Annotated in this window: 16 protein-coding genes; 11 read left to right on the top strand and 5 right to left on the bottom strand. The window is 45.2% G+C overall.

The features are described 5' to 3' along the window. Nucleotides 1-6 precede the first annotated feature (6 nt). The 3 genes from D2V93_RS01905 to D2V93_RS01895 all read left to right on the top strand — a co-directional run bounded on the left by D2V93_RS01905 (nt 7) and on the right by D2V93_RS01895 (nt 3,202). A complete protein-coding gene (locus D2V93_RS01905) occupies nt 7-1,479 on the top strand; it encodes an efflux transporter outer membrane subunit (RefSeq protein WP_245978048.1) in 1,473 nt (490 codons plus the stop codon). Nucleotides 1,480-1,535: 56 nt separating this feature from the next. Continuing rightward, nucleotides 1,536-2,435 carry a helix-turn-helix domain-containing protein gene (locus D2V93_RS01900; RefSeq protein ID WP_245750713.1) on the top strand — a complete coding sequence of 300 codons (900 nt, stop codon included), beginning with the start codon at nt 1,536-1,538 and terminating at the stop codon, nt 2,433-2,435. A gap of 110 nt (nt 2,436-2,545) precedes the next feature. Continuing rightward, a complete protein-coding gene (locus tag D2V93_RS01895; protein WP_072882183.1) occupies nt 2,546-3,202 on the top strand; it encodes an SDR family NAD(P)-dependent oxidoreductase in 657 nt (218 codons plus the stop codon). A gap of 25 nt (nt 3,203-3,227) precedes the next feature. Here the strand turns inward: D2V93_RS01895 and D2V93_RS01890 are convergent, their stop codons facing one another. From D2V93_RS01890 to D2V93_RS01870, 4 genes are all read right to left on the bottom strand, one after another. Continuing rightward, nucleotides 3,228-4,136: a M43 family zinc metalloprotease gene (locus D2V93_RS01890; protein WP_119618143.1), complete on the bottom strand. Its 909-nt coding sequence runs from the start codon at nt 4,134-4,136 to the stop codon at nt 3,228-3,230. Nucleotides 4,137-4,210: 74 nt separating this feature from the next. Continuing rightward, nucleotides 4,211-5,209, bottom strand: a complete 999-nt coding sequence (locus tag D2V93_RS01885; RefSeq protein ID WP_177190089.1) for an alpha/beta hydrolase — start codon at nt 5,207-5,209, stop codon at nt 4,211-4,213. Nucleotides 5,210-5,356: 147 nt separating this feature from the next. After that, the gene (locus tag D2V93_RS01880; protein WP_072882180.1) at nt 5,357-6,142 is read right to left on the bottom strand and encodes a sterol desaturase family protein; all 786 of its coding nucleotides are present in this window, start codon (nt 6,140-6,142) and stop codon (nt 5,357-5,359) included. A gap of 337 nt (nt 6,143-6,479) precedes the next feature. Continuing rightward, nucleotides 6,480-8,072, bottom strand: coding sequence for a tetratricopeptide repeat protein (locus D2V93_RS01870; protein ID WP_072882178.1), 1,593 nt, complete (start codon nt 8,070-8,072; stop codon nt 6,480-6,482). 263 nt (nt 8,073-8,335) lie between these two features. On the opposite strand from D2V93_RS01870, the gene D2V93_RS01865 reads away from it, so the two are divergent. After that, a complete protein-coding gene (locus D2V93_RS01865) occupies nt 8,336-9,979 on the top strand; it encodes a sialidase family protein (RefSeq protein WP_119618142.1) in 1,644 nt (547 codons plus the stop codon). Between the two features lie 25 nt (nt 9,980-10,004). Here the strand turns inward: D2V93_RS01865 and D2V93_RS01860 are convergent, their stop codons facing one another. Beyond that, complete coding sequence (locus tag D2V93_RS01860; protein ID WP_072882177.1) at nt 10,005-10,718, bottom strand: FadR/GntR family transcriptional regulator; 714 nt, start codon at nt 10,716-10,718, stop codon at nt 10,005-10,007. 125 nt (nt 10,719-10,843) lie between these two features. On the opposite strand from D2V93_RS01860, the gene D2V93_RS01855 reads away from it, so the two are divergent. From D2V93_RS01855 to D2V93_RS01825, 7 genes are all read left to right on the top strand, one after another. Further along, nucleotides 10,844-14,101, top strand: coding sequence for a SusC/RagA family TonB-linked outer membrane protein (locus tag D2V93_RS01855; protein ID WP_119618141.1), 3,258 nt, complete (start codon nt 10,844-10,846; stop codon nt 14,099-14,101). A gap of 12 nt (nt 14,102-14,113) precedes the next feature. Then, complete coding sequence (locus tag D2V93_RS01850; RefSeq protein ID WP_119618140.1) at nt 14,114-15,574, top strand: RagB/SusD family nutrient uptake outer membrane protein; 1,461 nt, start codon at nt 14,114-14,116, stop codon at nt 15,572-15,574. Between the two features lie 47 nt (nt 15,575-15,621). After that, the gene (locus D2V93_RS01845) at nt 15,622-16,536 is read left to right on the top strand and encodes a dihydrodipicolinate synthase family protein (protein WP_119618139.1); all 915 of its coding nucleotides are present in this window, start codon (nt 15,622-15,624) and stop codon (nt 16,534-16,536) included. 43 nt (nt 16,537-16,579) lie between these two features. After that, a complete protein-coding gene (locus D2V93_RS01840; protein ID WP_072882174.1) occupies nt 16,580-17,740 on the top strand; it encodes a sialidase family protein in 1,161 nt (386 codons plus the stop codon). Between the two features lie 33 nt (nt 17,741-17,773). Further along, complete coding sequence (locus tag D2V93_RS01835) at nt 17,774-19,291, top strand: PKD domain-containing protein (RefSeq protein ID WP_182849917.1); 1,518 nt, start codon at nt 17,774-17,776, stop codon at nt 19,289-19,291. 186 nt (nt 19,292-19,477) lie between these two features. Next, complete coding sequence (locus tag D2V93_RS01830; protein WP_182849916.1) at nt 19,478-20,839, top strand: sialate O-acetylesterase; 1,362 nt, start codon at nt 19,478-19,480, stop codon at nt 20,837-20,839. Nucleotides 20,840-20,868: 29 nt separating this feature from the next. Further along, nucleotides 20,869-23,514, top strand: coding sequence for a sodium:solute symporter family protein (locus D2V93_RS01825; protein WP_220473610.1), 2,646 nt, complete (start codon nt 20,869-20,871; stop codon nt 23,512-23,514). Nucleotides 23,515-23,570 lie beyond the last annotated feature (56 nt).

The raw sequence follows: 23,570 nt of genomic DNA, 5'->3' as shown, positions 1-23,570 counted from the left end.
AATAAGATGATGAAGAATACACTATTAGTAATTGTTCTTTCGCTGTTGGTCAGCTCTTGTGGCATACAGAAGAAGACACACGACACAAGGGATATCATTTCGGTACAGAAGGATTTTCTCAAGACCGAATTGGAGGACGAAACATTTGAAAGTACTGCCATTGCGAAGGAATGGTGGTCGGAGTTCAACGATCCCGTATTGGATAGCCTGATCAATAGGGCAAGGGCACATAATTTAGATATCAACTCAGCGGTTGCCAATTTTCAGGCATCAAGGGCCATGCTGAAGGAGACCAAGTGGGACCGAGTGCCAAGCATCACCGCCAATGGCGATTATACAAGAACACGTTTGGGTGAAAATGTTTTTGTGTCGGGTGTCAACCCCACCTACAGCACCTACAACGCCAGTTTTGATGCTTTCTGGGAAGCGGATGTCTTTGGAAGGGTGTCCAATAGGATCAAAGGAGCTTATGCCAACAGGCAACAGGCCTTGGCCGATATGCATGGGGTGTACATCAGTATTTTTGCCGAAGTGGCGAACAACTATCTAGAGCTCAGGGGCAACCAATATTTATTGGACATCGCCAAACGAAATCTGGAAGGCCAGCAAGAGACCTATGATCTGACGGTCAAATTATCCGAGGCCGGTACCAGCAACAGTCTGGACGTATCGCGGGCACTGGCCCAATTGGAAATGACTCGGGCGAGCATCCCTCCGATAGAGGCAAGGATAGAAGCCTTGAAAAATAGCCTGAGCGTCCTAGTGGGCAGCGTTCCCGGAAATTTGGATGCTTCGGTGGTGGATAAGCAGCCGTTGCCAAGTTTGCCGGCTTCCGTCGCCCTGGGAGAAATTGGTGAAATGTTGCGGCGAAGACCAGATGTCAGACGTGCCGAAGCCATATTGCAACAACGAATAGCCCAGTATAATATTTCCGTGGCCAACCTTTACCCAAAGATTGCATTTGGAGGTTCCATTGGCTTTTCGGCCATAGATTTTTCGAACTTTGGTAGCAAGGAGTCGTTCACATGGAGCATTTTCCCCAATATTAGCTGGGCCGCCTTTGATTTAGGGCGTGTAAGGCAGCAGATCAAACGGGATGATGCCTTAACTTTGGCAGCGCTCAACCAGTATGAAAAAGCGGTTTTGGAAGGACTGGAGGAGATCAAGACCTCATTGAGCAATTTCACGCAGGAGATCAGAAGAAGGGAAATTTTACGAACTTCGTCCAAGGCCAGTGCCGATGCGGCCACTTTTGCCCAGCAACGTTTCAATGCCGGACTGGATAATTTCATTGATTACCTTAGTGCGGACAATGCATTGTTGCAGGCGGAGAATTCGTTGGCACTGAGCGAGATATCCTCTGCCAGATCATTGGTCGCCATTTATAAGGCCCTAGGTGGGGGATGGGAAATCGTTTCCGAGGAAGAATTGAACAACAAGTTGGAGGCCATGGACCTTGTAGGGGCCAAGCAGGACTGAAAAGAGTAAGACTATCAATTTGATGTGGACTAATGCATTGTCCATGTAAATAGAATATGGAGAAAAACTTGAGCAAGGCAGACATCCCTGTTTTTGAGAACCCACATGATCATCATGAGGCTATCGGTTTTGCTCATAAAAGTCATATTCCAAACTTTGATGTTTTTCAGATAGAGGATATGGGGCCATCCATCAGAAGCTGCATGCCCCCTTACCGACAAGGGTTTTTCCAAATTGGGTTACTCAATTATACCGGCGAGAGCAAGTTCAACCTCAATACGCATTTGCTGGATTTTGATGGACTCCCTCTTTGGTTCGTTGTTCCGGGGCAGGTTGTTTCGTGGTTTAGGGACAAGAACATCTCTGGCTTCTTTGTCATGTTCCGAAGGGAATTTCTGATCAATTCATTTCCAGATTTGACCCATGATTTCCCGTTTCTGAAAATGACGGAAAACAGTGTCATGATGCTCACAAAGGAGGAACACGAATCGTTGAACCTGGACATGGAAAGGATGCACTCCGTGTTCAAGAACCCACATCCTTATCAAGAAAGGATGTTGGAGGGTATGCTGGGCTCGTTGCTCTTTTTTTGCAAAGCGATCTATGAACGGCACAAGACGACCGAGAACCATCTGTCCAGGGCGCAGGTCATTGCAAATCAATTTGAGGCATTGGTCGATAAAATGTATGTGGATACCAAAAATGTGGGGGACTATGCGGAAGAACTGAACATAACGCCCAATTATTTGACGACGACCATAAAAAGATTAACGGGCAAAAGTGCCAAGGATATTATCCAGGAACGACTTTTGATGGAGAGTAAGAGCCTCCTAAAATACTCGGGATTGGATATTGCGGAGATTGCCTATCGATTGAATTTTCAGGAACCAACACATTTTACCAGATTTTTTAAGAACATGAGTGGAACCACACCCAACAAATTTAGAAAGATGTAAAAAGCAAAGTGCCATGTTTAGCAGCCATACCAATTGCATTATTTCGCAGGATTACTGCTGAAAAGCCAAATAGGTTTGATAAACTTGTGCACCATTTAAAACAGATTACCATGGATGAGAAGCATATTGCAGTGGTCACTGAAGCGGGGAACAGTTTGGGAAAGAAATTTGCCAATATCCTTTTGGAGCAAGGTTATGAAGTAATCCTTGCCGCTTGTCATGATAGTTTTGTACAACTTTCGCGGGATGAGCCCCAGCGCTCCTATGACTTGGTCGAGATTGACTTTACTTCATGTGCCAGTATGAACGACTTGAAGGAAAAAATAAGCACCTCGTATGGAAAACTGGACCTGCTCATCAATAATGCGGAAGTAGTCAATGGATTTGGACAAAAGATAGATCAGTTGAACATCGATGATGTCAGGGAGGTGTATGAGATCAATCTATTTTCTGTCATACGGATCATCCAATTGTTAAAGCCTTTGTTGGAAAAAGGCGAAAATCCAAAGATCATCAACATTACCAGTTCGTTGGGGGACATCAATAAGATGAAGGATGAAGACTTTTGTTATTCCAATTACTGCCTCACTGCATATTCCACTTCAAAGGCAGCGCTCAATTTGTTCACACATTTACAGTGCAAGGAGTTCAAACCCTCCAAGATCAATATATATGGCTTTGATCCTGTGGCCATGAAGAATTGCACCTATAACTCGGTTGCCATCAGTGATGGTGTCAAAGACGAGTTTATTTCACTGGTCAGATAAGCCCAGCCCCGAATAAGAACGGTCGTCAAAGAGCTGGACTCGTTAGTAGACTCTTCCTCCCCGAATGATTTTTCAGCACATAATGCATCCGTTCGGCTTGGTCATTTGTAAAAATGTTCATCATGGCGTCATCGCTGTAATTCATATAGTTACCGATCATGATGGTTTCCCCAGAGCAACCTTTGAAGGCGGTTGGGCCAAAAACAGGTCTATCCACGGCCGGAGTGTCATTGCAATAGTCGTTATGGACACAGTCTTTTCCACCCCAAGTATGTAAAAGTCCCAAATAATGTCCCATTTCATGGGTCAATGTCCTTCCAAACCTAGCGTGGCAATCGATATCCGATTCCCCAAAATGGATCCAGTTCACAAGAATGCCTTCGGCATCACCAGGTTGTGGCAATAAAAGTAAATCGGATCCAGATAAGTCAGTTTTCGGGCCCGTGGATGAACCCAATACCATACATGTAGTTTCCAAGGGCAATGGAGCGACCCAGATATTGATGTACTGTTCAGGATTCCAATAGGCGTATTGCGCAAAGTGGTTCTGGTTGTATCCTAAATCATCCACTTGTTTTTTTGAAACATCAATTCGGTTGATGCCATCAAAAGGTTCAGACTCAGGGTTGGATTTGGCCAATACAAATTCAATTTGGGTATCCGCTCCATCGGGATGCTCATTGTGTCCTTTTGTACCCTTTTTTTTGCGAAAATCCTCATTTAGTATTTCTATTTGTCGCAGAATACGCTCCTTGGACAAATTTGGTCCCTGGCCAATATCCTCCCCATTATGGATCATATGTACCACAACGGGAAGCTGTACCAATTGCTGTCCGGGAATGGGGATGTCTATCGGTTCAGGGCCAGCATCATTTTTGCTGCAACAGATCACGGTGATGCTGAGCAAAGCCCCGAGGAGGAGTTTGCATTTCATGCCGTCTTAATTAAGAAGTTGTACGTGAGTTGATTACTGGATACTCTTTTCGCAAGGGATGAATGCTCTTAAGATTATGGCTCAATCAAAAAGGCCCTGACGGCTTCGCCTATTTTGTCCATATCACACCCAAAGGTGTAATGGCCGCAATCGGAGTTCAGGTCCAGGGATTTGGCCTTTAAATCAGCTATGGCATCCAAATTTGCTGATGGGGCTACCAGATTGTCCGTGCTTGAATAGATGATCAAGGCCCTTCCCTTGAATACTTCTGACAAGGATTTTGCATTTCGCCTTTCCAGGTCCTCTTCCAAATTGTGCTTGGAAATGGCCTGTATTTGACTGTAAAGGTCCCGAACATCATAGTGTTGGGCTTCATCTTTGATTTTTCGCAAAACTTCATCGATGGATTCAGTACCATCCTGATAGTATTGAGGGGTAAGCCCCAATGAATACTCCAACATCAAAAAAGTTTCTTCCTTTGTGCCATGCAGTATCTCGCTGTTCAGTATTTTTTTGAAGATTTCATAGTTCAGTTGGTCATAGACGGATAGTTTGGGCGAGCCCACAATTGGGATGGCCCTATCAAAAAAATCTGGATAACTGGCCATCCATTTGTAGGTCTGCATGCCTCCCATAGATATTCCGATGACCGCGTATAAATGGTCGATCTTCAAAACATCCTTCACTAGTTTGTGCTGAAGGTCGACCATGTCACCAATACCAAATTCCGGAAATTTCGTGCCAGGTTTTGTGCTTGCATTGGAGGGAGATGAAGAAATACCATCACCCAGTGCATCCACTACGATGAGGTAAAATTTCGTGGTGTCTATCATGGTTTCCCTGCCAATGTATGGCTTTAGGCTTTCTCCCGTGCCACCATACCATGTAGGGAACAGTATGGCATTGCTCTTTTCGGGGTTGAGTGTTCCATAGGTCTGATATCCCAGTTTTACGTTTACCAAAATTTCTCCGTTCCTCAAGGTATGGTCTCCAATTTCTGCCATCTGGACTTGGGCAGTTATGCTTGAGATGAATATGATATATGCGGCCATTGCCAATAGTGTTTTTTTCATTTTTAAATAATAGGGTTTTGTGGTGTTTGTCTCCAATATCCAAGGTAGGTGAACAAGGAGCGGCACCTTTAATAGATATAGGTGCCGTCCATGATCATCGTATTTGATGGACATGGCAATGATTATCCATTGCCGGTACAAATGCCGTTAGTTATCCTTTGTACCGTTTTCTTCCGATACATCTTTGAACAGTAACATCTCCTTGATCCTCTTCGACGCCCCGATATAAAATCCAGTTTCGTGCGTATACCCCTTGGGATTGTTGAACGTCCCAAAGATGATATCGTATATGGGCAGGTCGGAATAGTTGTAGGCATGGATGCCCTTGGCATGGTGGACCGTATGGCTTTCGGGCCGTTGGATGATATATCCGAGCCATTGTGGGGTCACAATGTTGCTGTGCTGAAAAATTCCCAGAAAAACAGTGGTCAATAGAATAATCGTTGAGGCCCCAGGGGTGAAGCCTGCAACTCCTACAAGGCATAAGCTGCCCAAAAGGGTGAAACCGGCCACATCCATCGGACTAAAGTAGAATGCGCCATAGGTATCTATCCGCTCCGCACTGTGGTGCATTTGGTGAAATATCTTCCACAAAAAATTGCTTTTGTGTAGACTGTAATGCCAGAGGAAAAGCCCAAACTCATAAATGAGCACTCCAACTATGGCTCCTCCTACATCCCCCAAATAGGATAGGTCAAAAATCTGGTATTTGGAGATGGAACCGTCCCAGATAATGGGTAGATAGCTGGACAGGTAAAAGAAGACGGCAAAGGTCAACAATCCCCTTATCTTCCAGTTTTTGATCTTTGGGAGCTCCCTGGCCGGAAACAATGCTTCCCAAATCATGAGACTGGCATAGATGGCCAGGACCACCAAGGAAATAGGGTCTAAAAGAATCTCCAATGGAGTCGGTAGATTTTGTAAGATTTCCATGGTGCTCAGATTTTGGATTTAAACTTAGTGTCAAAGGCCATTTTCTTTCGCTTCCAGATGATCCTCAACCCGTCATTGGGTTGATAGCTCTGAATAAACAACTGTCGTTTCATGTTTGATGATTTAATTAATGATTGATGAATAAACACGGTTTTCCCGCTGATTTTTTGATGGGGCAAACTTAAGGGCAACATTTTTTGCCCAAAAGAAAATGGTTGGATACGGGGTGTACAGGGATAAAATAAGATGTAGACTACATTTGAAAACCGATAGACATTAGGTAGACAAATTTTGAAAGAATGGTTTCAACTAAAAGAAAATCAGATAATTGAAAAATTTAATTGAACTGCAGTAAAAAGTTGAAAAGGTCGGCTTCAGGGGACAGTCCCATCTTTTTGCGAAGACGATAACGGGCCGTTTTTGTGCTTTCAGGGGAGATTCCGAGGATATTTGAAGCTTCTTTGATCGATAAATTTAGCCTTGTAAGTGCGGCCACTTTTAGATCGTTGGAGCTGAGGTCGGGATATTTTTCTTTCAGTGAAGTGAAAAAATCTGGGTGCACATTCTCAAAATGTTGTTTGAAATCTTCCCAATCCTTTTCTTTTCCTTGGCTTGTTCTGATGGTCCTTTCCATTTCGGAAAGAATTTTCTCGATCCTTTCCATGGACTTCGTTTTTTTGGCCTCTTGTATCTTATTTTGGAATTCCTGCAACAGTTGATTTTTCTGGACAAAATTCATGGAGTAGGAGGTGAGTTCCCTGTTCTTGGTATCCAATTCGCCTTTCAGGTCTTTGCTCTTCAGTTGCTGGTTCTCCAATTCTTTTTGGGCTATGACCTGCTGTTGTTCGAACAGTTTCTTTTGGTTTTTGGTACGTTGCCTAAAGCTTTTGATCAACAAGAAGGATAAAAGAACAATAAGCCATATACCTATGATCAAAATCCACTGGATGGTCTTGCTGTTTTTTTGCTTCTCGGACAGTCGGTCGAGCTCTTGGTTTTTTTGGAGCAACTCGTTCCGGAATTCCAGCCCTGCTATTTGGCGCGATTTTTTGAGGGTCAGGAGGGAATCCTTCAAATCCACATATTGGGAAAAATAGATCAAGGCGGAATCGGGCTGTTGTGTTTCCCTTTTAAGGTCGGAAAGGTTTTTTAGGATTTCCAGCCTATAATTTTTGAGGTGCATTTCACTGGCCCTGCTCAAGGCAAGTTTGAAGTGCATATCGGCCAGTTCATATTCATGCTGAAGTTTGAACAACCTCCCAAACTGAAGAATATTGTTCACCAGTCCATCCTTATCATCGATTTTTCTGGTCAATGTCAGTGATTCCCTCAAATGATAATAAGCCTGTTCCAGATTTTCTTGTTCCAGATACAGACGTCCCAGTCTATTGTGGGCCTCGGCCATCCCATATTCAAAATTGTTGCGGGTGTGGATGTTCAATGCATTGGAGATATTGGTATGGGCCATGTCCAGCCTTCCATGCTCCATTTGGAGGGTGCCCAGTTTGGTATAGGCCGTGGCTACCCTATCGTCCAGATTAAGCTGGGTAAACCCGATGATGGCCTCGCCGAACTGTTTTAGGGCAAGGGAATCTTCGTCGATGTCGGCGTACACCATGCCAATGTTCAGCTTGCTATTGGAAATACCCTCTAGGTCATCCAGGTTTTCGTACAGTTTCAATCCTTCATAGAGGTCGAACAGTGCCTGTTTGGGTTCTCCCAAAGTCCAGTGTGCCACCCCGCTTACCCGTTTCGCAAAAGCGGCACCCTTTTCATACTTAAGTTCGTTTGCCAACCGATAGGCCTCTTCCCCTAATATGACAGACTGGGAGGGATCTCGTATCCAAAGGGTGTATCCTTTATGGGCAATACTGTCCACGGCCAATGTATCAATTTTACCCCCTTCGCTGTCTGGCGTATTTTGGGACAATATTGGGAAGCACCATAGAGCGCAAATAAAATATGTCAAGGAAATCCTCATCTGGCTAAGATTCAATAAACATATCAAAATGGTCTGTTCAATGAAAACAAAGCCTAAAAGTAACGAAATGGGTTCAATAGATGGACCTTTTGAGGGTAATCCCATCCCACTTCCGAGAAACAAAAGAATTATTAGATGGATAATTTTCAGAATATCTGAAGAAAAATATAATATATTTGTAATATTATAATTATGTACTACAATATAATTTTATGAATCGACTTATTTATTCCCTTTTGTTTTTGTTCGTATTGATGGCCAGTTGCCAAAAAGCACCTTATGAGACATCCCATACGAAAATGTTCAATTGGCCAGTTTTGAAGAACAAATCGGATAATCCGGTATTGCGCATCAGTTTTCCTACCTCTAACGACACTGTTATGGAAGCTGATATCGAATTTAAAATATCCCACGAAAACATTGAGACCCTAAAAACGATACGCCTCTATGCTTCAGGGAAGGACTCAATGTTTACCAAAGAGGCTATACTGGTAGGAGAGACCATTCCTGCCGAGGAAACCAAATTTGATCTGGCGGCGAAACTTGAGAATGGACCTAGTTATTACTGGCTGACCTATGAGCTACAGGATAAAGCGGACCTTACCCAAACCGTGAAGCCTGTATTGAGGGAAGCCAAGGTCAACGGAACGCAATTGGCGATCTCCAGTGAGAATGGTATTGATAAATTGCGTTTAGGTGTTGCATTGCGGCAGCACGGACAGGACGGAGTACATACCTATAGGATACCAGGCCTTACAACTTCCAATGAAGGAACCCTCATAGCCATTTATGACGTAAGAAGAGACCTCTCCAGAGATCTGCAAGGAAATATAGACATAGGGGTAAGCAGGTCATTTGATCAAGGCAATACGTGGAACGAAACCCAAGTGGCCTTGGATATGGGCACTTATGGGAACCTGCCTGAAAAGTTCAATGGGGTAAGCGATGCCTGTATTTTGGTCGATGAAAGAACAGGTACCATTTTCATTGCCGGCCTCTGGATGCACGGGGTAATCAACAAAGACGGACAATGGCTGGAGACATTGAACGAGGAAAGTGACGACTGGAACCATCAGTGGAGGAACAAGGGGTCACAGCCAGGATTGGACATCAGGCAAACCAGTCAGTTCCTGATTACAAAGAGTACGGATAATGGAGAGACTTGGGAAGAACCCATCAACCTGACCCCCATGATAAAGGACCCAAAATGGTGGTTGTTTGCACCGGCCCCTGGTCATGGTATAACCTTGGATGATGGCACACTTGTATTTCCCACACAGGGAAGGGACAGTGAGGGACTGCCTTTTTCCAACATTACGTATAGCAAGGACGGTGGCAAGACATGGGTCGCGAGCCAACCTGCGGCAAAAAATACCACGGAATGCATGGTGGTACAATTGTCCAATGGATCGCTTATGCTGAACATGCGTTACAACGCCAACAGAAAAAACTTTACGGATACCAATGGAAGGGAAATTGCGGTGACCCATGATCTGGGCCAAACTTGGGCGGAACATCCAACATCGAACAATGCCCTCATTGAACCCGTATGTATGGCCAGCATCCACAAACATTATTATACGGACGATGCAGGAAACAAAAAGGGTGTTTTACTGTTTTCCAATCCCAACTCCAAGGAAAGCAGGGTCAAACAGACCATCAAGATCAGTTTTGATGATGGCCAAACATGGCCAAGCGAACATTGGATAGAACTGGATGAGGGGAGGGGCGCTGGATACTCCTGTTTGACCAGTATAGATGAGGACAAGATTGGGATATTATATGAGGGAAGTCAAGCGCAAATGACCTTTCAGACCGTTCTTTTCGAAGAAATACTGAACGGTGACAATAAATAACAAATTCAGCGACCCCGGGGCAATATTATTTGCCCCCTTGTCTTAGAAAGTTCATTTCGTAATACGGGTTGAAATGGTTGTGCATCAATTCCCTGAACTCTTGGACAGAACCTTTTTCGAGACAGTCCACCAAATCCGAATGGGTGACCTTACTTTTGTTGATAGGCTTGTCCATCAACTCATTTTCCAGGCTCAGTACATAGTCAAAAACAATCTTGAGGTATTTCTGGAAACCACAGAGCGTTTCATTTTTTGAAATTTTATAGAGTTCTGAGTGAAAACTGATTTCGTGTTCAATTTTATTGGGCACTTTTTTGGACTCATAATCCTCCACAATTTGCCTTAGGGCAAAAACCTGTTCTGGTACAATGTTCCTATAGATGGCGTCGGCCATTCCAATTTCGAGCATGATTCTCAGCTCAAAAAGGTCGTGTAAGGTGGATTTGTCCAACACATTGGGGTCCATCACTCTTTCCAAGGCAGAAAAGAGATTGAATTTCTCCAAATGTATCCCACTTTTCTTGTTGGAGGATATCAGCCCCAGCATCCGGAACCTGCTCAAAGCTTCACGGATCACATTGCGGCTTACGTTCATGATCTGGGCCAGTTCATTCTCTGTGGGGAGATTGTCCCCTGGCTTGAACCCATTTTCCTTGAAATAGATACGTAGCGACCGCTCAACCTGATCCACCATGGTCATCTTCTGGACGGGTCTAAAAGTATTATGGTTTTCTTTCATATATCATTATATATAGCCCCAAAGGCAATTCGAAACAAAAATAGAAAACATTTTGGCGAAATCAATAGAATTGTATTATATTCGTATCATAATATTGTCCTACAATATAAATTAACAAACAAACTATGAACTCAATCTTATTAAAAAAACTCTTAGTTCCCTTTGTGTTCTTCTTTTCTTTGATAGCCACGGGACAGCAGGAAATAAAGGGAAGGGTAGTGGATGCCGAGGGAGTTCCCTTGCCCGGTACAAGTGTATTGGTCAAAGGCACCTCCAATGGTGTTGCTGCAGATTTTGATGGCTACTATGCAATCAATGCCAGCCAAGGTCAGACCCTTGTATTTTCCTATGTGGGTTTTGTGCCCAAGGAAATCATTGTGGGTACACGATCACAAATAGATGTGGCCTTGGCCATGGATACACAGGTATTGGACGATGTGGTGGTCATTGGCTATGGAAAACAGTCAAGAAACCTGGTTTCCAGTGCAGTTTCAAAAGTCAAAGTGGAACAAGTGGAGAGCAATCCGTCTGCCAATCCCATCCAGGCCCTGCAAGGAAAGGTGGCCGGATTGAGCATTCTGCCCTCTTCGGGACAGCCGGGTGAGGAAGCCCAAGTGTTCATTCGTGGAGGGACACAAGTATCTGGGACAAGTTCGGCCAATAGGCCCCTATACATCATTGATGGGGTTTTTAGGGACAACATGAATGGACTCAACCCACATGATATCGAATCCATCCAAGTGCTCAAGGACGCTGCGGCGACGGCCATCTATGGTGCGCGGGCGGCTAATGGGATTATTTTGGTCACTACCAAATCCGGGGAAAGAAACGGTAAGGGTACAGTTTCCATTAATTATAGGTCAGGTATCGCCCAACAATTGAATAGGTATCCATGGACCAGTGCCGAAGATTATATCCGGGTGTCCCGAATTGCCGCGGCCAAGGGAATAAATCTGGAAAACCCAGGGGACAGACTTTCCAACACCAACTTTGGATATAGTGTGCAAACGGTGAACAATCGTGGGAACTATGGCTTTAACAGGAACACTTTGGCATTTTTGGACAATGTGATCGGTGTGGAAGGACAGGCCTATGTAGCCGATCTTCTGGAAAACCAAGGGTATGGGACCATGAAAGATCCTGTGACCGGTAGGACGATGATCTTTAAGGACAATAACTATGATGATCTGATTTTTACCACGGCACAACTGCAGGATTTCAACGTTCGTTTTTCCCAAGGAAGTGAAAACGGGAACATGAACATCAGTTTGGGGTATCTAAAGCAGGATGGAACCTTTTTGGGAACCGGTTTTGATAGGATAACAGGCTTGTACAATGGAAATTATGATCTTTCGGATAGGCTCAGTGCCAATGCCGGGGTCAATTTTAGTTTTCAGCAGAACACTGAGGTCCAGAATGCCAACAACTCCATAAACAGGTCGTCGCGTCTTCCACATACGGTCAGAATATGGAATGATGATGGAACCCCTGCTTTGGGTGAAACCACAAGTTCTCCCAGAAACCGTTACCATGAGCTCTATTATCAGGATGCAGAACAAAAAACCTATTACTATACCCTGAACTTTGGGTTGGACTGGAATATTTGGGACAACTTACATTTCAAACCTTCGGTCTCCTTCTTTAGGGACGATTACAATTTCAATTTTTTTGAAAGGGCTTCCCCGGAAATTCCAGGAAGGCGTGCCGAAAGGAGCGAGGTGGCCAACAACCAATTGTTGTTGAACGGTATATTCACCTATGATCGATCGTTTGGTAACCACAATCTGGATCTGCTATGGGGGATGAACTACACCAAGAACCGCAGGGAATCCATAAATGGAAGTGGGTCCAATGGGGCAACCGACATCATCGAAACCCTCAATGCCTCTGCTACCGATATGGAGCGGGTATCCAGTTCCATCGTTGAGAACAAGCTGCTCAGTAATTTTGGGCGGATCAGTTATGATTTCAACGGAAAATATCTGGCCTCGGCAAGTTATAGAATAGATGGTGCCTCGCAATTTGCGGAAGACAACCGTTTCGCTTTCTTCCCAGCATTTTCTTTGGGCTGGAACATACATCAGGAATCATTTTGGAAATCAAAGACCCTTAGCCGTTTAAAGTTGAGGGGAAGTTGGGGACAGGCCGGATCTCTTTCCGGGCTTACCATTTCGGATACCCAAGGCGAATTTTCCACCCGCCTTTATGGCTTCCAGGGAGGGGCCTTGTTGACCCAATTGCCCAATACGGCCCTAAAGTGGGAAACCACGACCTCAACGGATATTGGCTTGGATATGGCGCTATTTGATAACAGGATAAACCTGCTCTTGGATGTCTATGAAAAGATCACGGATGATCGATTGATCGATAGGCCCATGCCTCAGCAAACCGGTTTTAGTTCCATACGGGACAACGTGGGAAGTATCAGAAACAGGGGGATTGAAGTGGAAGTTGGTGCTGATATCATCAAAGGAGAGGATTTTCAATGGCATACGGATTTCAACTTCGCCTTTAACCGGACCACTGTGGTGAAACTTCCCGAAAACGGGAGGGACAAGAACAGGATCAACTACGGGTTGGTCTATAACGAAAATGGGGACCTGATGGAAGTTGGTGGTCTTGCCGAAGGGGAAAGACCATACGGAATCTGGGCATTTGATATGATAGGGGTATATGCCACGGATGAAGAAGCGGCCAACGCGCCTGAAGATCTGTTGGTGTCAGGATCCAAATTTGGTGATCCCAAGAATGGCGGAGATGCTATCTGGAGGGATGTGAACAATGATGGGGTTATCGATAACTATGACATGGTATTTGTCGGCTTTGCTACACCGGACAAATTGGGCGGTATGGCCAATACGTTCACCTATAAAGGTTTACAGCTTCGTTTCTCGATGGACTATGCGTTCGGGCATGTAATCAACAATGGATGGAGGGCCAGGGCCAATGCCAATGCACGAAACAATGTGATGACCACCAAGGATGTCCTCAGGGACGACTTTTGGAAAGAACAGGGGGACATTGCTGTTTTTCCCAGATATGACAACGCATCCGACTTTGACAATGGTTATCGGAACCACCTACGTCCATGGGAGTCCAATGGAAACCTGACCCCGAGCAGTAGCGGAGGTTCTGCCAGTACGTTGTATTATCACAGGGGCGATTTTATTGCGTTCCGTGAATTATGGCTTGGATACCAGTTCCCAGAATCCGCAGGGCTGGACAAATTCGGGATTTCCAATTTGGATGTCAGCATCAGCGCCAACAACCTAGGGTATTGGACCAAATACAGTGGGCTCACACCAGAGGTGTTCGACGGCTTGGATGAAGGAATCTATCCCAGGCCCTTTCAGCTCATCATTGGATTGAATGTCTCTTTTTAAAAAATAAAAACTATGAAACTGTCTTCTATATATAAATTTCTAGTGCTGATATTCTTTTTGTCGGCTCAGTCGTGCATCAAAAGTGCACTGGATACGGAAATACCATCCAGCATAACCACGGGCAACTTTCCAAAGTCGGAAGGAGACCTAAGGGCCATTTTGACCGGGCTATACGATGGTGTAAGGGACGAATATAACCGCACCCAATATGGCGAGGATCGTGGAGATGCCTTCGATGTGGGCCTTATTGGTACGGTTTCAGATTCGTGGGCACACAATCTCAGCGGTGCAAACGGACCCAACTGGAGGGTGAACTATAATTTGATCAACAATGCCAATATCGTTATCAATACGGCAGATGAAATAGAGTTCAACAGCTCCCGGACAAGGGGGCAGATTTTAGGGGAGGCATACTTCATAAGGGCCTTTGTTTATTTTCAAATGCTCAAGATATGGGGAGATGTGCCCTTGATACTGGAGCCAGTGGACCAAACCACTCCTTCTGTGGGAAGGGCCCCGGTAGCACAGGTCATGGACCAGGTTCTGTTAGACCTGCAAAGTGCCTTGGAAGCATTCCCTTCGGATGGTTTCGGAGATAGCAAATATACAGCATCAGCACCTGCGACAAATGCCCTTTTGGCCGATGCCAGCCTTTGGAAGGGTAAAGTTTTGGGTGGGGGTACGGAAGATTTTCAGAGGGCAGTTGATGCCATAAACGATATTGACGGGGTAGGATTGCTCAATTCATTTGGGGATGTTTTTGATATCAAGGAAAACAATGAGGTGGTCTTTTCCATCTTCTTTGACTTCAATGAACAAGCTGGCATGTATGCAAGCACACTTACTTCCCGGGACGTGAACGTGGACAGGGAACTCAATCCCGATGTTCCCACGTCCACCAGTTTCAATGCAAGGCATAATTACAGGCCCAGTGACAAGATCATGGCGCTTTATAACAATCCCAATGATCAGCGAACAGCTCGGAGTTTTATTCCCATTCTAACGCAAGACGGGTCGGATGCCGATTCCGATCCAGATGTTTTGAGCATCAGTCAGAACAAGTTCAAGGGCACCGATAACAATAATGATACTTTTTATGACAATGACATTATTGTGTACCGATGGGGCGGACTCTTGCTTTTGAGGGCGGAAGCCTTGGCGGCACAAGGATTGACAACGGAAGCGATCATTGATATCAACACCGTTAGGGAGCGGGCAGGAACCGGAGCCTATACAGGTCCGACCGATCAGCCTACCGTAGAGCGAGAAATTCTGGATGAGCGGGGAAGGGAACTCTTCTTGGAACTCAAAAGATACTGGGATCTGGTACGGTTCGATGCGGCCAGTACCATCGACATCTATGCGGAAGTGCCCAACTTGGCAGGAAAGAACCTTCCGTTGGTATGGCCTGTGAACGACAATGTCATCGCACAGAACGAACTTATTGAACAGACCGAAGGATATAGAAACTGATTGATGACGAATATCCCAAGCGTTTTTTTGAACAAATAAAATCATACATGAAGAAATTGGAACTTAAAGGGATCATGGCCGCAGGGTTTAGTCCATTTGATGTGGACGGTAAACTGAAATTGGAGGCTATACCACCTCTTGTGGATCACTTGGTCGAACAAGGTATAGACGGGTTTTATCTCACGGGAAGCACCGGGGAAGGGATGTCCTGTAGTATAGAACAGCGAATGGCCATTGTGGAAACCTATATGCAGGCCGTTAACAAAAGGGTGCCCGTCATTATCTGTGTCAGTCATGCCAGCCATGAGACCAGTACCTTGCTGACCAAGCATGCCATTGAGGTAGGTGCCGATGCCGTTTCGGCCAATTTGCCCACCTATTACGGCATCAATAATTTGGACCATCTGGTCTATGGGGTGCAAAAAATGGTTGATTGCCAGGACGAATTGCCTTTTATCTACTATCATATTCCAGGGAAGACCGGTCTCAATTTCAAGATGTACGATTTTTTGGAGGCGATTGCCGGACGTTTGCCCCAACTGAAGGGGATCAAATACACTGCGGGCAATCTGGATGATTACATTCGCTGCGAACATACTTTTGGAAAAGCGTTGAAAATGTACTTTGGTGTGGACGAACTGTTCCTGCCTGCACTTTCCTTGGGTGCGGATGCCTTTATTGGCAGTACGTATAATTTCATGCTGCCCATGTATCAAAAAATTGTGGAACACTATAATAAAAATGACCCGAAAGGGGCCATCACCCAGTATCATCAAGTGGCAGAGATCATCAATGGTTTCTTGAAATACGATGGTCTATCGGCCCAAAAGGCCATAATGAAAATGATCGGTCATGATTTTGGTCCTCCCAAACCTCCGGTGCGGCCATTGTTGGAAGCCCAGTACAAAGACTTGAATTTGGTAATGGAGCGTCAAGGGCTTTTCAACCCAATACCACATTAAGATAGCTAATTCACAAACTGACAAACAATTACAAGCACATAAAATGAAATACGATTATCTCATATTTTTATTAGTACTGTTGTCTGCATGTACCGAATCCCCTGGAGGGAGCATTATAGTGGATGACGATGACCCGGTAGCTGAGGAGTTCCCGGGTACACAAGGAATCAATTACCTTTTTGAACAAGGGATAGGAGGATATGCATGTTACCGTATCCCTGCACTGTTGAGAGTGGATGATCAGACCTTGCTGGCCTTTGCCGAAGGTCGTAGGAACAGCTGCAGCGATACGGGGAACATCGATTTGGTACTGAGACGTTCCGAGGACAATGGATTCACTTGGGGGGAGACCATCGTGGTCTGGGACGATGCGGAAAATACCTGTGGCAACCCCGCCCCCATTTGGGATGCAGTAGCACAAAAAGTAGTATTGTTGGCTACTTGGAACGATGGCAGGGATGACATCGGCCCCATCAATGACGGTACCTCCATCGACACGCGCCGCGTTTATCATCTTTCTTCTACGGATAAAGGAAAGTCATGGACCTCTCCAACAGAGATCACTGAAGATGTAAAATTGCCCAATTGGCGATGGTATGCCACGGGACCGGGCTCAGGTATCCAAATTAAAAATGGAACCTATGCAGACCGTCTAATGGTAGGCTGTGATTATATCGATAGCGAAAGACAAGGTTATTCACATGTGATTTATTCGGATGACCATGGAGAAAATTGGGTGTTGGGAGGTGTTTCTCCGGAGGCCCAGACGAACGAATGTGAAGTGGCCGAACTTTCCAATGGAGATCTCATGCTGAACATGCGGAACTCTGGGAACGAAAAACGTAGGAAGGTGGCCAAAAGCTCGGACGGCGGCGATACATGGGAATATTTAGGGTTGGACAATACTCTCATAAGTCCGAAGGTACAATCCAGTTTGCACCGGTTTGATTTTGAGGACAACATTTTGCTGTTTTCCAATCCTGCCGATCAAATGGAGCGGATGAACATGACCATACGTTTGAGTACGGACGATGGAAGTACCTGGCCCCGCTCATACCTCCTGCACAGAGGGTTCGCGGCCTATTCCGATTTGGAGAACTATAACACGGAAAGGGTCGCTATCCTATACGAAACAGGCCCAACTCCCCAAGACCGTTACCAAGGAATCTCTTTTGAGACCGTGGGACTTGATGAAATAAAATAACCAAGACTAACAGTAAAAACTAAATTGATGGATATGAAAACAATAAAAATAATGATGGCCCTTTGTTCCTTGGCCGTTCTGTTCTCGTGTACTGATGACGACACCAGCACATTGGTGAAACAAGTGGATGCAGATTTTTCTGCCGAAGTGCAGAACGTCCAAGCTGGAAACAGTGTACAGTTCACAGACCTGTCCATAGGAGATGTGACCAGATGGGACTGGACATTTCCGGGTGGAACACCTCCAACATCCAATTTACAAAGTCCCGAGGTAGTCTATGAGACCCCAGGAACTTATAATGTCACCCTGAAGGTGGCCAACCAAAATGGCAACAAATCCATTACCAAGGAAGGTTTCATTGTGGTGAAATCACCCGAAGTTGTCGCAGATTTTGAGTTGAGTGCAAATTCGGTGATCATGGGAAATAACTTTACGATAATGGACAAATCCACAGGTGACCCAACATCATGGCAATGGGAGTTTATTCCGGAAACAGGAAGCAGCATCACTTCTACGGATCAAAACCCGACCATTGTTTTTGAAGAGCCAGGTGTTTATTCCATTAAATTGACTGCGGCCAATGCCGATTATTCGGATGAGGTGGTGATGAGCAATGCGCTTACCGTTTTGGACCTTACTTCAGTGGATGCCAACTTTGAAGCCTCGGCCTCTTATACGTATACTGGAAATGAGGTAACATTTACCGATTTGTCCGTGGGCAATGTGGATACGTATAGCTGGACCTTTGAAGGAGGTACACCGGCCACGTCAAACCAAACCAGTCCTGCCGTCACATACGCTGATCCAGGAAGGTATAGAGTATCCCTCACAGTTTCCAATGATAACGGAGGGGAATCTACCATTACAAAGGAAGACTATATTGTAGTGGTTCCCGGAGGTGATCTCGCCGCTTATTTCCCATTAAAAAATGGTGGTGCGGATGCTGGACCTAATACTCTTTCCACAAATATTGTGGGCAATGTACTCTTCACTGGGGAAGATCGCTTTGGAAATATAGGAACCGCAACGTTCGACGGGGCAAGTCTCATAACCGTTGCGGACAATGACGCATTGAATTTTGGCACGGACAACTTTTCTGTAGGGGTTTGGGTCAAAACAGAGAATACCTCTAGGATGATGATCTGGCAAGAAAGTGGGGCCAATGGGCCAAACGACAATCAGACGTGGTTGAGGATAGGAGACAATACCGATTCGAGGGTGATCCGTTTTGATACGGAGGACAACAATGGAGGTGCCATTATCAACATTGGTACCGATAGGGTTCCCAATGGTCTTTCAGACGGCCTATGGCATTTTGTGGTCGCTGTGAGGGATGGAAACACCAACTATGTGTATGTGGATGGGCTATTGATCCACCAAATGGATGTCACCCCGATCCGGAATGTGTCCAACGAACAGGATTTCAAAATTGGGGGACAAGAAATGGATCCCGGTGTATTTGGGAATTTCCTCAACGGGACCTTGGATGGAATGCTAATCTATAATAAGGCATTGACCCAAGTAGAAATTACCGAACTTTATAATCTGTAACATAGAACAGCAGAGAAGGCTGTCCAAAAGATTTTTATCTAAGGTCTTTTGGGCAGCCTCTTTATCAATAAAAAGATCAAAAGAATGGGAAGATTACGTTTAGTCTTATACACTGTTGTATGTATTTGGGTATCATATCAACCAACAAATGCCCAAGTCAAGCTTCCCGAACTCTTTTCATCCAACATGGTCTTGCAGCGCAATGCCCAAGTGGCCGTTTGGGGTTGGGCCAGTGCGAACGCCAACATCATCATCAATACATCGTGGATGGAAAGTCCAATTGAGGTGAAGGCTGATAACAATGGACATTGGAGCACAAAGCTGACCACCACCAACACAAAAGAACCACAATCCATAGAAATCAAGGAAAGCGGATCTAGCATCATTTTGGACAATGTACTCTTTGGGGAAGTATGGCTTTGCTCCGGCCAATCGAATATGGAACAATCCTTCAAGGGCTACACGGGCCAACCCACCTTTGGTGCCCTCACTGCCCTTTCCAACGCAAGCAATCCAAACCTGAGGGTCTTTTCAGTGGAGCACCATGGGTCAAAAACACCTTTGGACCATTTGAACGGATATCGACCATGGCAGGAGGCATCCCCAGAAACTATAAAGGATTTCAGTGCCATTGCCTATTTCTTTGGACAACAGCTCCAAGAAATATTGGATGTTCCCGTGGGACTTGTCCTTACCTCGTGGGGCGGTACGGAAATACAGTCCTGGATGGCCAAAGATGCGCTGGAGGGCTATCAACCTGTGGATCTGGAAGAAGTGGATATCAACCAAAACACAAAGCATATTCCCACCGTGCTGTTCAATGCGATGGTAAATCCATTGGTGCCCTATACCGTAAAGGGTATGCTCTGGTACCAAGGAGAATCAAATCGTTTGGAACCCCAACGCTACAGGCAGCTTTTGCCAGCGATGATCAAGGACTGGAGAGCTAGATGGGGCCAAGGGGATTTTCCGTTTTATTATGTGCAGGTCGCTCCGTATTTGTATGACAAAAGAAACGATTACTTTCAGGAAGTTGAAAATTCTGCGTTCATCCGAGAAGCGCAATTACAGAGTTTGGCCGACATTCCAAATTCAGGGATGGCCGTAACCATGGATATTGGGGAATCGCATACCATCCATCCACCACGGAAAAAGGAAGTAGCGGATAGGTTGCTCTATATCGCACTGAACCAAACCTATGGGCAAACTGCCATAGACCATCTAGGTCCAACATATGGTTCCCTTACGGTAAAAGATGAAGGAATAGTGTTGAATTTCAATAATATAGACGATACGGGCCTTTTTGCTTATGGCAAGCTCGAAGGTTTCGAAATTGCGGGTGAGGACAGGAAATTTTACCCAGCGGAAGCCAAAATAGTGGGCAATCACAAGCAGGTCTTTGTCAAAAGTCCAAAAGTGCCCAAGCCAGTGGCGGTCAGATATGCTTGGCGTAATTGGATCATTGGGACGTTGTATGATGTGAACTTATTGCCAGCATCTTCGTTCAGGACAGATGATTGGGACTATGCCACAAGAATAGAAGAATAGAATTTATGAGGGACCAGATATCAATGGGAATGAGGGATAGTGGAAAAAAAGCGAAGGCCTATGTTCTATTTTATGTATTGGTTTTTTTATTGGGGTATGCTTCCAAAGCGCAAGACCAGCCACAAAAAAAAGATGTTGTCCGATTTGATTGGCAAACATCAACACAAATGCCCCAAGGGCAGGGCTTTCCAAAAAAAGGAATGGCCGGAGGCTTTTCAGGGGTACACAACGATGCACTTTTATTGGCCGGAGGCGCCAATTTTCCCAACGGATACCCTTGGGAAATGGGTCAGAAGCATTGGGAAGACCAAATTATTGCCATCACAAAAGAAGGGGTAAATTATAACTGGCACAGCTCAAAGAGGGCAAAACTTCCTGTTTCAATGGGTTATGGTGTTTCCTTGCCTACAAAAGAGGGGTTACTATGTTTGGGAGGCAACAATGCCAAAGGCATTGTGATCAAAACGGTCTTGATTTCCTGGGACCCATTGGACAAGGATATTTCCCAACAACAGTTGGGGAACCTGCCCGAGAAATTTGAAGTGGCCTATGGGGCAGTGCATCAAGAACAGGTTTATTTAGGAGGGATTGCAAATGGAGCCAACAAGTTGTTCCAATTACCCCTTTCTGAACTATTGGGGAGTTCTTCCGAACAAAAACTGTCATGGAAAGAATTGCCTCCATGTCCAGGCCCGCCGAGAAAAATGCCTTCCTATGCCGTGCAGGGCAATGGACAGTCCGATGCACTGTACATCTTTAGCGGAAGGTCCGAAACCGAAGCGGGCATAGTACTGCTCGATGATGGATATAGCTTTGACTTTCCCAGCAAGGAATGGAATCGTATAATCAATGTGCCACCGGTCATGGCTGCACCAGCTTTGTCCTTTGGGGTGTCCAATATTCTCGTCTTTGGAGGGGATGGAGGGGATAGATTGCAGGAAAGGGATGTACTGTCCAAGCAAATACAAACCATGGAAGATGTAGTGGGCAAGGATTCATTGCAGTCCGTTCTGAACGGGATGTTAAAGAACCATACTGGTTTTTCCGATCAGATATGGTCGTTCAACACCATTACAAACTCCTTCCAAAAGGCAGGTAGATTACCGGAGAATCCACCAGTTACGACAAATACCTTTTTTTGGGGTGAAAAGATAACCCTTCCTATGGGTGAAATTAGCCCAGGTGTTCGGTCAACGGGAATTCTTCAAGCTACAGTGGAACATTCCAAAGGAACTTTTGGCTATCTGAACTATATGGTGCTGGGCCTTTATTTCATTGTTCTTTTGGGGATTGGAATCTATTTTTCGACCAAACAAAAAACAACGGACGATTATTTCAAAGGCGGGGGACGCGTGCCTTGGTGGGCCGCAGGTCTTAGCGTTTTTGGTACAGCATTGAGTGCCATTACCTTTATGGCCATACCCGCAAAAACCTATGCAACGGATTGGTCCTATTTCTTTTATAATCTGAGTGTATTGCTGTCCACTGCAGTGGTGGTATGGCTTTTCATACCCTTATATCGAAAGCTACAGCTCACCACGGCCTATGAATATTTGGAGCAACGATTTAATCTTACGGTGCGGATGTTCGGTAGTATTTCCTTTATGCTCTTCCAGATTGGTCGTATCGCCATAGTGCTGTATTTGCCTGCCATAGCTCTTTCCTTGGTAACGGGAATAGACATTTCGCTATGTATTGTGGTGGTGGGCGCTTTTAGCATTGCCTATACCCTGATCGGGGGTATAGAGGCCGTTATCTGGACGGACGTGGTACAGGTCATTGTGCTTATGGGAGGAGCGATCCTTTCCTTGGTTGTGATCTTTTTTGATTTGGGTGATGATGTTCAGCCCATGTTGAGTGATGCCATGGAAAACAATAAATTGACGTTGACCCATTTTGATTTTTCTTGGAACGAGCCCACGATATGGGTGGTCATCGTGGGAGGTTTCTTTGCCAATCTGATCACGTACAGCAGTGATCAGACCTTGGTTCAACGCTATCTTACCACCAAGGATGAATCCGGTGCAAGAAAGACCGCATGGACCAATGCTCTGTTGGTCATTCCCTCAACCCTTATCTTTTTCAGTGTGGGAACGGCCCTTTTTCTATACTACACCAAGTTTCCCGATGCATTGGACCCTATGGCCGAAAACAATGATGCCATCTTTCCGTGGTTTATTATCAACGAACTACCTGCAGGTGTTTCAGGTTTATTGATTGCAGGATTGTTTTCTGCGGCCATGTCCAGTTTGAGCAGTAGCATCAATTCCACAGGCACTGTTTTCACCATAGATATCTATAAAAGGTTTTACAAAGGTGTTGCTGAAAAGAAGTACCTGAAAGTTGCCCGCTATGCAACGCTTTTGTCGGGTGTGCTGGGTGTCCTCTTTGCGCTATGGATGGCCTCATTTGACATTGAATCACTATGGGACGAGTTCTTCAAGGTATTGGGATTGTTCACTGGAGGTCTAGGGGGACTGTTTCTTTTGGGGGTATGTTTTCCCAAAGCCAACTCCCAAGGTGCCGTAATCGGACTTTTGGTGAGCAGTGTGGTCCAGTTCTTCGTATCCACTCAGACCAATCTTCATATTTTCCTATATAGTGCCATAGGTTTGGGCACCTGTGTGCTAGTGGGGTATTTATCCAGTTTTCTTTTTCCGAAAACACGGAAATGATCCCATTGATTGGGCCGTTCTGCCAGAAAAAAGTAAGTCATCACCTTTGATTGCCA

Origin of the sequence: Flagellimonas taeanensis (assembly GCF_003584105.1) — a bacterium.
In the GTDB taxonomy this organism is placed as follows: Bacteria; Bacteroidota; Bacteroidia; order Flavobacteriales; family Flavobacteriaceae; genus Flagellimonas; species Flagellimonas taeanensis.
This window is presented reverse-complemented; position numbering and strand designations above follow the sequence as displayed.